This window comes from Mucilaginibacter sp. P1_A3 (genome assembly GCF_056406855.1).
Map to the genome: position 1 here is coordinate 194,381 of NZ_JBFTZJ010000008.1, position 14,371 is coordinate 208,751.

A 14,371-nucleotide genomic window follows, 5' to 3' on the forward strand; every position below is an offset into this window, starting at 1 on the left:
GGTACAAGGCAATTATAAACACTAACCAACTAATACAATTTTCATGGCTAATCAACTAAAATTTATTGCGCTGCTATCGCTGCTGCCCGCAACCGCTGCTATGGCTCAAACCAAATGGACTGAAAAAAAAGCAGGAGATATTGTTTTTGTGAGTAATGCAGGGGGACAGCAATTGGGTTATGCAACTACATCTGGTGTTAAAATATTAACTGTTGATGGCCTGGCTTTTAAGGATCTGAACAAGAATGGTAAGCTGGATAAATATGAAGATTGGCGTTTGCCGGTTGATGCAAGGGCAAAAGATCTGGCGTCAAAAATGAGTGTTGATCAAATAGCGGGTTTAATGCTATATAGCAAGCATCAGCCTATTCCTGCCGCTCCAGCGGGGCCCTTTGCAGGTACCTATGGTGGAAAGAAATTTGCAGAAAGCGGCGCTAATCCCTATGATCTTTCCGATCAGCAGAAAGAGTTTTTAGCTAAAGATAATGTAAGGCATGTTTTGATCACATCGGTACAAAGCCCGGAGATTGGCGCGCAATGGAACAATAAAGCGCAAGCTTTTGTGGAGGGCCTGGGTTTAGGTATCCCAAACAATAACAGTTCAGATCCGCGACATGGTACTGTTGCTACTGCCGAGTATAATGCAGGCGCCGGAGGCGCCATTTCCATGTGGCCAGGTTCCTTAGGTTTCGCGGCAACATTTGACCCAAAAATTGTAGAAAACTTTGGCCATATAGCCGCATTGGAATATCGAGCCCTGGGCATTGCTACAGCCCTGTCACCACAGGTTGATATCGCTACCGAGCCCCGCTGGGCCCGTGTAAGTGGTACTTTTGGTGAAGATCCGCAATTATCTGCCGATATGGCTCGCGGGTATATTGATGGTTTCCAGACCTCCACGGGCGACAAAGAAATTAATGGCGGCTGGGGTTATGGCAGTGTAAATGCCATGGTAAAGCACTGGCCGGGAGGTGGTGCAGGCGAAGGCGGCAGGGATGCCCATTATGGTTATGGCAAGTATGCAGTATACCCGGGTAATAACTTTAAGCAGCATTTAATCCCTTTTACCGAAGGTGCTTTTAAGTTGAATGGAAAAACAGGAATGGCTGCTTCGGTTATGCCTTATTATACCATATCATTTAACCAGGATACCAAAAACAAGGAGAATGTTGCCAATAATTACAACTCCTATATCATCAATGATCTGCTGCGCAAAAAATACAAGTTTGATGGCGTAGTTTGTACCGACTGGCTGGTTACCGGTGATGAAACCGCGGTTGATGTTTTTCTGTCGGGAAAATCATGGGGCGTTGAGGGGCTGTCTGTGGCGCAAAGGCACTATAAAATTTTGATGGCAGGTGTTGATCAGTTCGGCGGAAATAACGAGGTAGCGCCAGTTATAGCTGCTTACCAGATGGGCGTAAAGGAACATGGAGAGGCTTTTATGCGCACCCGCTTTGAGCTATCGGCCGTGCGTTTGCTGCGTAATATATTGAGGACCGGGTTATTTGAAAACCCCTACCTGGATACCGAAGCTTCTAAAAACATAGTAGGCAACCCGGAATTTATGAATGCGGGATACGAGGCTCAGCTAAAATCAATTGTGATGCTGAAGAACAAGGGTAATATATTGCCCTTACAAAAGGGCAAAACGGTTTATGTACCAAAAAAATTCACGCCAGCCGGGCGTAACTTTTTAGGAATGGAAACACCCGAGAAGCTGGAATACCCGGTGAATATGGAAACTGTAAAAAAATATTTTAATGTTACCGAAAACCCCGATGAGGCTGATTATGCATTTGTGTTCATCAATAGCCCCAACAGTGGTGGTGGATACAATAGCAAGGATGCCAAAAACGGCGGTACGGGTTATGTACCAATCAGTTTGCAATATGGCGAGTACTCCGCTAATGACGCACGTGCTACAAGTATTGCCGGGGGCGATCCGCTGGAAAAATTTACCAACCGTACTTATAAAGGCAAATCATCAACAGCCATAAATATTACCGATCTTGGAATGGTTAATGACACCTATTTAAAAATGAAAGGCAAGCCGGTTATTGTTTCGGTAAACATGGCCAACCCGATGGTGTTTTCGGAGTTTGAGAAAAACGCGAATGCTATTGTAGTTGATTTTGGTGTACAGGGGCAGGCAACTTTGGATATCCTTACCGGTAAAAATGAACCATCGGCATTATTGCCAATGCAAATGCCTGCTGATATGAAAACTGTAGAGCAGCAATTTGAAGATGTGCCACATGATATGAAATGCTATAGTGATGACCAGGGCCATGTTTATGATTTTGGCTATGGGTTAAACTGGAAAGGTATCATAAATGATGCCCGTACTGCTAAGTATAAAACAAATATAAAGCCGTAATTTTAATACGTTATAGCACAGTATAAATATTATCTATATGAAAATTTACTCTCTATTGATTTTATCGATATTTATTCCTTGTTCGTCCTTGTATGCGCAACGGAATAGCCTAGACGTGGTAAAAACTAACGCCGGTAAGTTATCGGGCAGTGTAACTGCGGATGGCGACGTTCATATATTTAAAGGAATCCCTTTTGCTGCACCTCCTGTTGGCGATTTGCGATGGAAAGAGCCACAGCCGGTGAAGCCCTGGGAAGGCGTTAAAAAATGTACTGCATTTTCGGCCAGCCCGATGCAGGGTAAACCCGATGAGTTTGGTGTTTATACCCGCGAATTTTTGATTCCTTACGAACCTATCAGCGAAGATTGCCTGTACCTGAATGTATGGACTAATGGCAAATCATCTGCAGAAAAAAAAGCGGTACTGGTGTATATATATGGCGGAGGTTTTGGATCTGGCGGGGCGGCGGTACCCATTTATGATGGCGAGGCAACGGCCAAAAAAGGAGTTGTTTTTGTAGTGATCAATTACCGGGTTGGAATCTTTGGTTTCTACGCACACCCGGAATTAACTAAAGAATCGGGCCATAACGCATCCGGTAATTATGGCCTGATGGATCAGCTGGCAGCCCTGAAATGGGTAAAACAAAATATAAAGAGCTTTGGCGGCGACCCCGACAATGTTACCATAGCGGGGCAATCTGCAGGATCAATGAGTGTGAATTGTTTGGTGGCATCGCCTTTGGGGAAGGGCTTGTTCCAAAAGGCTATTGCCGAAAGTGGCGCGAGTTTTATAACAGGACCGTTTGGCGGCACTACATTGCAAAAAGCAGAAGATGATGGTGTTAAGGTCGCCAAAACATTGGGAGCTAATTCCATCGCTGAAATGCGAAGCAAACCTGCGGCTGAGTTGGTTAATAAATCGCAGAGTAGGCCAATTGTTGATGGCTATGTTTTGCCGGCTGCAATAGCTCAAATTTTTGCAGATAATAAAGAAAACCGTGTGCCCCTGTTAACAGGGTGGAACGAGGATGACGCCTTTGTTGGTAAACTTAAAAACGCCGAGGATTATAAAAAAGAAGTAGCCGGTCAATATGGCGATAAAGCACTTGCTTTTTTGAACTACTTCCCCGCCGGGACAGATGCGGAAGCAGAAAGATCACAGATCAACATCAACCGCGATCAGATTTTTGGCATCCAAAATTATACCTGGGCCAACGTGCAAAGTGCCAAAGGTAAAGCGAAAGTTTATGTTTACCGCTTTACCCGTCGCCTGCCCGCTACAGCCGACTTTGTGAAATACGGGGCGTTCCACACCGGCGAAGTTGCTTATGCCTATGATAACCTTAAATTTCTGAATCGCCCCTGGGAACCTGTTGATCAGGGACTGGCAACAACGATTTCAACTTATTGGGCAAATTTTGCTAAAACAGGCAATCCCAATGGAAAAGGATTGCCTGTTTGGCCGGCTTATAATACCAGCGATAACCAGGTGATGATATTAGGCGAAAAGCCGGCGGCTCAATCATTGCCAGATAAAGCGGCTTTGGATTTCATGGTTAATCAAATGGGTGCTAAATAATTACTTACCCCAATAGTAACTGATGCCAAAATCAAAACCCTTTATCCGGATCTCCGGGACCTGGCTGATATCTGGCAGGTTGGCCGGTGAAAAGTAGTTAACATTGATATCCCATTTGCGGCCAATATTGATGCCTGCTTTTGGGGCAAACTGGAACCAGAAGTTAGTGGCCGATTGATATTTATCTTCTGCGGTATAGCTTAAGGAAGGTACATCATTCTTCACCGTAGTTTTATTACTGCTTGCGGGGTAATGCGAATAATTGATGTTTATACCCGCACCCAGGTAAAACTTAAAATTATCGGCATTATAAAAATTATAAATGAGTTCTGGCTTTAAAGAAACGGTTTGTTGATCAAGCTTTAAAACCTTGGTGCTAACGGCCGTTGGGGATGGGTCAACAACGGTGATCTCGCCTTTTGCCGCAGTAAAACTAAGTTCTGTTCTGAAAACCAAGCGCCCAACATTTGGATTAAATGGTGCATCTATACCAATGCTTATTTTAGGTAAATAGGATGTTTTACTACTTCGGGTAGTCCCAGCTTGCGGACGTACAGCGTAGTTAAGGTTACTCCTGTTAATACCAAGACCGGCAAATATCCTTAAAGTAGGTTTTGTATTTAATAAACTCTCTTTCTTATCAGGATCTTCATTGTTTATTTCGGCAATTACGCGCAGGAGATCTTTCTCCTTGTATTTAGTTTGTACAATGCGATCCTGTACCTCAAAGTTCTCGGGTCTGTATTTTTTAGCAAGTGTAATTAGCTGTAAATTATATAGATTTTTTGATTTTGTGGTTAAGGTCTTGGCATCAAAATAAGCCTGATAAATCAACTCTCGCGAGCTTTCGGTACTTTTATTATCATTAATATAGTAGCGCGTTTTTACCTGGTCTGCGTATGAAAACAGTGATACGTTACCTCCCTGTTTTATCCTCTTTAAAAAAACATCTTTAATAACTGAAGCGGTATCAATTTCATCTTTCATAGTTTGCATATCGGTTTTACCCATGCTAACAGAAACATGGGCGGCTTTATAAGCTTCAAAACCTGCTATCTCAAAATAGCTTATATCTAATGGGCCAAATGACTGCGCTTTATCGTTAAGTGTTTTTTTAAAGCTAACGTTACCGGGATTGTAATTCCATTCTTTATAGTTAATATACCCATTTAAAGTTTCGCCTTTGGTGGTAATTACAAAGCCGGGTTTGTAATTGGATTGAGCTATTGAGCCAGTAGCAAAAAGGATAAACAGGATTGAAAAAAGGTAAAAATACTTCATTAATAAGGTGATAAGTTTGTGTTAATACTAAGCTGGCGAAAATACATTATTATTAAATTTATATATGAAATATTTAATAATGGTTATAGGCTGCCTCTGATTGTTTTTACCGCATTGCCACGCTCTAACAAATGATGCGCTATCCATTGACTTTCAAGTTGTGCAATTTGTTTTTCTGCTTGCAAGGCCGTCAACTTTGCCTCCAGTCTTTCCATACAAAGTTTTTTGTTTTGCAACTGCGACCGGCTATCCATTGCCAGTACCTGGATGCCGGTTGGGATATGTGTGCCACGCACCGCGGTTTCTACCTTATTCACATTTTGCCCTCCCGGGCCAGATGCGCGCATGGTTTCAAATCTTACATCATTGGGATTAAAGGCAACCTTTTCGGCAACAGCAAAAACACCGACGCCAATAAACCAATTTTTACGCTTGTGGAATTTACGGTAAGGGCTTTGCGCTATCCATTGTATGGTACCGTTCCACTCTTTGATAAAAGCATCCAGGTCATCGCCCTGCAATAGCAAAGTTGATGATAGCAGTGTGCCATCCAGTTCGCCTTTTTTGTTATCGATAAGATTTAGGGTGATACCTGCCGGGATTGCCTGTTTCAACATCAGTTCCTGTACTTTGGCAACTACCAGGCAACATTCCAGCGGGCCTGTGCCCGCTGTTATTTGTATAATTAGTTTTTTCATTTTTCTTTTATTCTTTATTCATACGTACAATACGGGGCCAAAATTTACCTTGTATTTCAACCAGTTGTGCCTGGGCTTTCATTACCATTTCAATATCCTTATAGGCTAAAGGATTTTCCTCAATACCGCCATCAATCAGGGTTACTCCGGCATCAGCCAGCATTTTCTTCATGGCCGATTTGGTGGTGCTTACCTTTGCATCCTGCCTGCTCATAGCTCGCCCTGCACCATGCGATGCGGAGTTTAATGCATCAGCACTACCTTTGCCCATTACCAAATAAGCAGGTGTTGCCATGCTTCCCGGAATAATGCCTAATTCGCCAACATACGCGGGAGTGGCCCCCTTGCGGTGAATGATTGCTTCGGTACCATCTGCAAGCTTTTCTTTCCAGGCAAAATTGTGGTGGTTCTTTATCTTAATCAATGGTTTTAATCCCAATGCCTTCAGTAAATTGCTATGGATGCGATCATGGCAGGCTTTGGCATAGTCGCCGGCGAGGGTCATGCTGAGCCAATACTCCTGCCCTGCTTCACTGTCCAGATCGAGCCAGGCCAAAGGTTGCGCTTCGCGGGGTAGCATGCAGGTATTCATCGCTACCTGGGTATAATAGCGTGCGATATTAGCGCCCAGGCCACGACTGCCCGAGTGCGACAATAAAGCCAGGTAAGTTTTAGCCGGTAAGCCCGTTGCGTTATGTTCCATCAGTTCTATCGTTCCAAATTCCACAAAATGGTTGCCCCCTCCCGATGTACCTAATTGCTGCACTGCTTTTCCGTGCAGTTTTTTAAGCAGATGAGTTTCGCCAAACAAGGGACTTTCCAGTACCTCATGATCTTGCGGTACAGTTAGCTCCCCCTCCATGCCAAAATGCGTCCATTTGCCTAACGACTGTTTTATTTGATGTTCATATCGTTTAATGAATTTTTCATCTGCATCAATAATGGTTAAAGCCATGCTGCAGCCAATATCCATTCCTACACCGTAAGGTATTACCGCATTGCGGGTAGCCAGTACACCACCAATAGGCAGACCATAGCCGCTATGCGGATCGGGCATTAAAGCACCCTGGATGCTTATGGGTAATGATAAGGCAAGTTGTATTTGTTTTTTGGCCGCTGCCTCAATTTCATCCACACCATAAATTTTTAGCGGTGTGGGTTCTCCCATTAGCTTAAATGTATTTCCATCCGGCGCGGGAACAGCCTTTATAAATGCCCCAGCTATTTTCTGCAGGTTAGTGTTGCTTATATATGTTGCCGGATTATTCCGCACATCCGTTAATAATGCGATGACCTCAGCTTTATCGTGATGCTTATAGTATTTGGCTATGGTGTTGATGGCTATGCTTTTCAGCCTGTCACCGATGTAGCCCATTTTATCTAATTCTTTTGTTGTTAAATTGCCCATTTGGGTGCCTATCGGACTTTACGTCTTAATCTTTTCTTTGATCTGTTGTGGTTTTCAATTCATCCGCGGTGCGGATATACCCTTTGTGGGATAGTTCAAAGCAGGCCAGGAAAAACTCAGGAACGAACAAGGTTGTGATCCGATCAAACGATCGACTCAAACAGTTTCAAAAAAACAATAGAAAGCTTGTCCGCCTTAAAAAGGCAGTTGAACTAAAGGGATGTGTTGGAGATACTCTGTGTCATGATTCCTAATAATTAAAGGGTTAACAATTATGGAACTGGTACAAAGATGGGAAATTTTTTAAAAGAAACAAGATTTGATTTAGAAACCGCCTATTTCTGCTGTTTTATTAAGTTTTCAAGGGCTTTTAAATGAAGCTTGAAAGCGGCGCGGCCTTGCTCAGAAGCGAGGTATTTGGTATTTGGTTTGCGGCCTATAAAGCTTTTTTGCACCTGGATATATTCTTCCTTTTCCAATGCTTTTAAATGAGATGCCAGATTGCCATCTGTTACATCAAGCAGATCTTTAAGCGAATTAAAATCATAGCTTTCATTGGCAACCAGTACGCTCATGATTTGCAGGCGAATTCGGTTTTCAAAGGCTTTATCAAATTGTTCTAACGAGATCTTCACTTATTGAATTTAAAATGCATTATGGTACCATAGATAATGTGGAGCAAACCAAAACCGACAGTCCAGAATATTAAACCATAGCCCGGCATTAATGCACACAGCAAACCTAATAAAATCTCCAGTATCCCCAATCCTTTTACCCCCGAATAAGTGTAATGGCTGCCTGCAACCAGCGCCAGTCCATAAAAAATAAGGGTGGCCGGGGCAACGATGCCATAATACCCGCGGTAGATCAATATAAAAGTGAACAGGCCACCGCCGATGAGCGGGATAGCCATATTGATGAGTAAGCGCTTGCTGCCCGTATTCCAAAATGGCTGCCCGTTCTTTTTGGCGTTCCTGGCAGATAGCCAGATGCAGGTACCTATGGATAAAACTAATACGGCAAAAGCTACAATAACTAATTGAGTAATTACATCGATATCTTTGCGTAAAATGCCATTGCTTTCATTGGTAAGTATTTCATAGCCGATACCTGCTCCTATAATGGCGTAAATGCCGGCCATTACTCCCGAAAGGCCACTAAGTGAAATAAATTTGGCTGAGCGTTCCATCAGGTTGCGGATGGAACTGAGTTCTGCATGAATGTCTTGATCTTTCATTAAAAGCACTTTGTTTTTCAAAGTTATGTATATATTTTATAATAGCAAAATGGCGGGGAAAGTTTTTAATCACAACAAATGGTAATTATATTTTCAGTATTTATTGAAAGTTTAAAATAAACTGTATATTTGTCTTGTAGTAACACAACAACAAACTCATATACAAATGAAAACGCTTAAAAATCATGTGGTACTTTTTGATGCGGAATGCCCCATGTGCAGTATGTATACCAATGCCTTTGTTAAAACCGGCATGCTGGATAATAACGGTCGCGAAGCTTACCAAACCATACCCCAAAATATCTGCCCTGTTTATGATCGCCAGCGCGCTGTTAATGAAATAGCGTTGCTGGATATGAAAAGCGGTGAAGTTACCTACGGCATCAAAAGCCTTTTTAAAATCCTGGGTAATGCCTGGCCGCTGTTTACTCCCCTATTCGCTTTCAAACCTTTTGTTTGGTTCATGAGCAAGGTTTACGCTTTCATCTCTTACAACAGGCGGGTGATCATTCCGCCAACAAAGGAAGATGCCGCTTTTGCTTATCAGCCCACTTTTAAGGTGCACTATCGCATAGCATTCCTATTGTTTACCTGGTTTTGCACCGGGTTTATATTAACCAGGTATGCCCAATTATTAGTAGGAATGGTTCCTTTGGGTAATGCCTACCGGGAATACATCATCTGCGGCGGGCAAATAATTTTCCAGGCTTTGGTGATTAGCACCTACGCAAGGGAAAAAATCTGGACCTATCTTGGTAATATGATGACCATCTCTTTTGCAGGTAGTTTATTGCTGCTCATTCCCTTGGCCATAAGCCATTGGTTTACATTAGTCCCGTTTGTTTATACCTTGTGCTTTATGGGCGTTGCCGGGCTGATGTTCCTGGAGCATATCCGCAGAACAAAGCTGCTTGGGCTGGGTTGGGCAATGACCATTACCTGGGTAAGCTACCGCATTGTTTTATTAGTGTTGATCTTAAACTGAAATCATGAAACCATATAAAAAAATTGTGCTCGCCGGGGGTAACGGTTACCTGGGTACCGTGCTGGCAACGTATTATAAAGACCTCGCCGATGAGGTGATCATTCTTGCCCGCAAACAGGCTCCTGCTATTGATAACATCCGCACGGTGGTTTGGGATGGCAAAACCGCAAACGGATGGACAGTACAGCTCACCCATGCCGATATGCTCATTAACTTATGTGGCAAAAACGTAAACTGCCGCTATACTAAAAAGAACAAAGCCGCTATCATTGCATCAAGGGTTGTGCCTACCAAATTATTGGGAGATGTGATCCATAAAATGACCGACCCGCCAAAGCTTTGGATCAACGTTACATCTGCCACCATATACCGCCATGCCGAAGATCATCCGCAGGATGAGGCAACCGGCGAAATAGGCTATGGGTTCAGTATTGATGTTTGTAACCAATGGGAAAACGCATTTTATAAAAGCGAAACTCCGCACACCCGCAAAATTGCCCTGCGCATGGGCATTGTGCTCGGCCGCAGCGATAGTGTTTTTCCGCGCCTGCTTAACCTGGTAAAAATGGGCATGGGTGGTAAACAGGGCGATGGCAGGCAATACCTGGCCTGGGTACATGAGCATGACGTGGCCCGCAGTACCCAATATTTATTAGATCATCCCGATATGGAGGGCATCTATAATTGTACCGCTCCGGAGGGAGAAAAGAATGCAGATTTTATGCGCATCATCCGTAAAGCTTACGGCATGCCCTTCGGCTTGCCTGCACCACAATGGCTACTGGAAATTGGCGCCCTGGTTATTGGTACCGAACCGGAACTAATATTGAAAAGCCGCTGGGTAAAACCGCAACGCTTACTGGATGCCGGTTTTGCATTTGAGTACCCAAAGGCAGAGTATGCGATACGTGACATTTTGAGTATAAAGGGGTGAAAGGCTTTTTTGTTGTTATCCTGAGTAATAGCGAAGGATATGTTCACGTACTGGTTAAAAAAACTTTTGTCATCCTGAACGATAGTGAAGGATCTGTTATTCGCCATGCTTTTTCGCCCTGTACAGTCTGCGAATAGATCCTTCGTACCTCAGGATGACAAACCTTTAAAAATCTTTTAATCCATTCATTTATCTATCCTCCGTTTTCTTACCCACTTCTTTCGTCATTTTTAAAGTGAGGAACAGCAACAAACCCAGCGATACCACAATGGCTATCCATATAAACAGTGTATAATCCTTGCCTGCTTTGGGTTTTTCGGCCGGGGGCAAATTGTTTTTAATAACCGCCTCATGGGCTATGGTTGGGATATTATCCTTGATACTATCAGCAAAAAATTTCAGATCGTACTCGGGGGCCTGGGCGGTTGAATCGCCGGCGAGCAGGTGGTAATCCTGTTTATTATCCAGGTAACTGATAACGTACTCATCAGCCTGGTAGGCGTTGATGCCGCTGATGGTTAAAGGCTGGTTGTCGCCATTGCCAATCTGCAATAATAATTCTTTAGCCTTTGCAGAAAATAGCAGGTCGTTGTTTTTGGCGGAGTTTAGTTCAGCTTCAATTACGGCTTCTTTATAATCGCCGGTTACCTGGTAAATGGTAATATTGCGTTTAAAGTATTTGGGCGATGTGATGTTTAAATGCAGCTTATTTACCTGGTAATTATCATTTAACTTAATGGCGATAAAAGTAGTTTTGTTACTATCGGCACGGGTAAACTGAAGACCGGGTATGGGAGAGTAAGCCAGTGTTTTGGCATATTCTGCATAGATCCCTGCCTGTAAAAACTTAATGGGTGTTTTCCTTTTATCATCAACCAAAATTTTCAAATAACGATAGCTGCTGGCTGGGAACGACAGCGATTGCATATAGGTACCCTCGCTGTTCTGCACCGCTTCCTGCAAGGGGATCTCCTCCTGTATGGCAAACCACTGTTTAAGGTCATCGCTGCCCATAAGGTTTACTTTACGCTGTACAGCTGTATTCTGTAGCCTTATCCAAAGGCGGTCGAGCGGTAGGCCGGTTTTGTTTTCAACGGTATAGGTGGTCCCGGTATCTGTTGGGAGGCGGGCATCTATCGTACTAAAAACAACAAAGCTTTTCTGATCTTTTTGCGGCAAACTACCGGCTTCTATATAAGGTATAAAATTGCCTTTGGCATCAGCAATCCTGATGTCGGCCTTGTCCGGCATGGCTTTCGCCACAAAAGCGGGTTGCAGGCTAATGCGGTAAAAGCCGGTAGTATCCACCTTTTGCAAGCCTGCTCTATATTTAAAATTCTTTTGTGCCGATGCCGAGAGCATCAACCCGCAAAAAAGAGCGGTTAATGCTATGTTACGCTTCCTTGTTCTTAGCTTCATCATCAACAATAATTTTTTTAACCTTTTGGTACATGAACGATATAATAAGCAGTAAAACACCCAGGCAAAAGAAGGCCGCTATTTTACCTGCCTGCGGGATATCAACAATATCAAACAAAAATAATTTTAATAAGGTAAGCGAGAACAGGCTTAATGATACAATACGCATGGTGCGCATTTTATAGTGCATCCCCAGCCACATCAGCGCGAAGGATAGTAGTCCCCACAAAATAGGCAAGCCGGTTTTGATATAAACGGTTTCTATCCGTTCAATAGAATGCAATTTGCCGTAAAACAAAATGTTGCTGAGCAGGCATACCTCTAAACTTAAAAAGGTGACGATGCCCGCGCTCAATATCCAGGTGAACAGGGCTTTCATACCATCATCAAGCGAGGTTTGACATAGCCGGATGGTGCGGTAAAACAACAATGCAATGAAGGCGGCGCTTAGCCAATGGGCTGCAAAATGATTGGATGGCGGCTTGTTGGTGCTGAGCATACCCGTTAGCAGTTCAAAAAAATCGGGCATGAAGGTAAGGTAAACCGTGATACAGATGAGTAGTATACCCATGCGGATGTAGTGATTGAACTTTAGGGCCGGTGCTTTTATTGATACCAGGTAATAGCCATACACAAATGCCGGGGTATACAGCATCATGTATAGAATATTTAAAGTAGTATCCGGATAGCGGTTTAAAAACTGGTGATTGATCTCAAACAATCCGCTCAAAAATAACAGCGCCAGGCCGGCTATACTAAACAGCTGCTTATTGGTACCCAGGCCATAAACTTCTTTTGATTCATCCCGCCCTACCAATACCGAAAGCAGGGATGAGCTTATAGCCGCAACAAAGGTGGTAATAAAGCCCTTGTTGGCAATAATGGTTAAAGTAATAGTATGATTGGTATACAACTGGTACCAATCCATAAATAAACTCAGCAGCATGGCCACCCATAATATAAGTGAGGTAAGCTTCATGAGCTTAATGGAAGAACGCAGGTACAGCCAGTAGAGCAACACAGTTTCAGTAGCCCAGAAAAGCGTAATGCTATTTCCATGCAGCTGGATAGGTGCGGCCAGCGAAATAAAGGTTAGGGTAATACCTATAAGCAGGTACAAAATATTGGTATCCACCTTGCGGTTGCGGAACAGGATATATGATAATACGAGGTTCACCACTGCCAGGCTCACACAAAATAAACCGCGGAACGCTTCGGCATGCATCATGGTAAGCAGGTATAAACCCGCGGCAAAATACAGGGAAGTATTAATAAGCAATATGCTGAAATCGGAACTGATGAACTTTTTGTTCTCTTTTACATTATTGGCCACATTAATGGCAAAGTAAAGCACATAAAATATGCTGGCGTAAATAAAGCCATAATGATAGGTTGGCGCGGAGAGCGTATATAGTACCCCTGCAAATACAATTACGGTAAACCCGAAGGATACAATATTAAGTATGCGCCATGCTTTGTAATAGGCAATTATTAAAAGGCCGGTGTTCAGTATCAGCAGGTAAATAAATAACGCGTCGTAATTGGCCTTGCCTGTACTTACCATAAACGGACTTGCAAAGCCACCCACCAAAGCGATAACCGCCAGCTCCTGCCTGTCATACAACAGGGAAAGCAGCACCGCGAAAATGGTAATTACAATAAGGATAATGAACGATGTGGTTTGGCTAAACAGGTTAAACTGGTGAAAGGCCAGCGTTATGGTGAAATAAAAGACCGCTAAACCGCCACCTGCCAATACCGAGCTGAAGGCTTTATAGCTGTTACGCAGCCAGTGAGCAATACCTATTAATATAGCACCGCAGGCAATACCAATACCAACCCGACCAGCCGGGCCAACCCAGCCGCTATCAATAGCGAATTTTACAAAATAACCTATGGCAAGCACCAGTATAGCGATACCGATTTTATTGATGAGGTTTTCGCCAATGAATTTTTCCAGATCCGGGTGGCTTTCAAAAAACGACGGCGACGGCTCTTTTGCTTTTGGGGGATAAATATCTGTGGTTTTAACCGGGCGGCGAATGGTTGATAAACTATCGCCAATAACTTCGGGCTGTTTTTCAACTTCAATGTGTTTAAAAATTTCTGGCTGTGGCTTTACCTCCGGCGGGGCTGGTGGCCGCGGCGGGGAAACGTGCTCTGCCGGTGGTTTTACCTGCGGAATTTCTTTTATAACAGGCTTGGGTGCCTCCTCGCGTTTGGGCGCTTCCTCTGTTGGTCGCGATACCCTTAAATGTTCTATCATGCGCTTTAACTCCAATATCTGGAGTTCCAGTGCTTCAATATGACGGTTAACGCTGCCTTTGTTGTTTATTACTAATACAACAATCAGCAAACACAGAAATACGGTAAAAACATCCATAACATTAGGTTTAGCAAAAACTAAAGATAGCGGATTTATGAAATAATAAGCATTTATTAATAAT

Annotated in this window: 11 protein-coding genes; 4 read left to right on the top strand and 7 right to left on the bottom strand. The window is 43.4% G+C overall.

Translation table 11 applies throughout. From position 1 onward, the window contains the following. The first annotated feature begins 43 nt into the window (after positions 1-43). The gene (locus tag AC1D0K_RS18385; RefSeq protein WP_477390621.1) at positions 44-2,380 is read left to right on the top strand and encodes a glycoside hydrolase family 3 protein; all 2,337 of its coding nucleotides are present in this window, start codon (positions 44-46) and stop codon (positions 2,378-2,380) included. Between the two features lie 37 nt (positions 2,381-2,417). Then, positions 2,418-3,962 carry a carboxylesterase/lipase family protein gene (locus AC1D0K_RS18390; protein ID WP_477441515.1) on the top strand — a complete coding sequence of 515 codons (1,545 nt, stop codon included), beginning with the start codon at positions 2,418-2,420 and terminating at the stop codon, positions 3,960-3,962. On the opposite strand, the gene AC1D0K_RS18395 is transcribed toward AC1D0K_RS18390, so the two are convergent. The 5 genes from AC1D0K_RS18395 to AC1D0K_RS18415 form a co-directional block, all read right to left on the bottom strand. Next, positions 3,963-5,243, bottom strand: coding sequence for an outer membrane beta-barrel protein (locus AC1D0K_RS18395; protein WP_477390625.1), 1,281 nt, complete (start codon positions 5,241-5,243; stop codon positions 3,963-3,965). 83 nt (positions 5,244-5,326) lie between these two features. Beyond that, positions 5,327-5,941 (bottom strand): peptide chain release factor H, encoded by a 615-nt coding sequence (prfH, locus tag AC1D0K_RS18400; RefSeq protein WP_477390627.1) that lies wholly within the window; start codon positions 5,939-5,941, stop codon positions 5,327-5,329. Between the two features lie 7 nt (positions 5,942-5,948). Beyond that, entirely contained in the window at positions 5,949-7,349 is a 1,401-nt protein-coding gene (locus tag AC1D0K_RS18405; protein ID WP_477390629.1) for an RtcB family protein, read from the bottom strand. A 335-nt stretch (positions 7,350-7,684) separates the two neighbouring features. Continuing rightward, a complete protein-coding gene (locus AC1D0K_RS18410) occupies positions 7,685-7,984 on the bottom strand; it encodes a winged helix-turn-helix domain-containing protein (RefSeq protein WP_477390631.1) in 300 nt (99 codons plus the stop codon). After that, on the bottom strand, positions 7,981-8,586 hold the full coding sequence (locus AC1D0K_RS18415; protein WP_477390633.1) for a hypothetical protein: 606 nt from the start codon (positions 8,584-8,586) through the stop codon (positions 7,981-7,983). The genes AC1D0K_RS18410 and AC1D0K_RS18415 overlap by 4 nt, the downstream gene beginning before the upstream one ends. Positions 8,587-8,752: 166 nt before the next feature. On the opposite strand from AC1D0K_RS18415, the gene AC1D0K_RS18420 reads away from it, so the two are divergent. Next, on the top strand, positions 8,753-9,571 hold the full coding sequence (locus AC1D0K_RS18420; protein WP_477390635.1) for a thiol-disulfide oxidoreductase DCC family protein: 819 nt from the start codon (positions 8,753-8,755) through the stop codon (positions 9,569-9,571). A 4-nt stretch (positions 9,572-9,575) separates the two neighbouring features. Continuing rightward, positions 9,576-10,505 carry a TIGR01777 family oxidoreductase gene (locus AC1D0K_RS18425; RefSeq protein WP_477390637.1) on the top strand — a complete coding sequence of 310 codons (930 nt, stop codon included), beginning with the start codon at positions 9,576-9,578 and terminating at the stop codon, positions 10,503-10,505. A gap of 189 nt (positions 10,506-10,694) precedes the next feature. On the opposite strand, the gene AC1D0K_RS18430 is transcribed toward AC1D0K_RS18425, so the two are convergent. Both AC1D0K_RS18430 and AC1D0K_RS18435 read right to left on the bottom strand, forming a co-directional pair. Next, complete coding sequence (locus AC1D0K_RS18430; RefSeq protein ID WP_477390639.1) at positions 10,695-11,927, bottom strand: DUF3999 family protein; 1,233 nt, start codon at positions 11,925-11,927, stop codon at positions 10,695-10,697. After that, positions 11,899-14,307, bottom strand: coding sequence for a DUF2339 domain-containing protein (locus tag AC1D0K_RS18435; RefSeq protein ID WP_477390641.1), 2,409 nt, complete (start codon positions 14,305-14,307; stop codon positions 11,899-11,901). The genes AC1D0K_RS18430 and AC1D0K_RS18435 overlap by 29 nt, the downstream gene beginning before the upstream one ends. Positions 14,308-14,371: the final 64 nt, after the last annotated feature.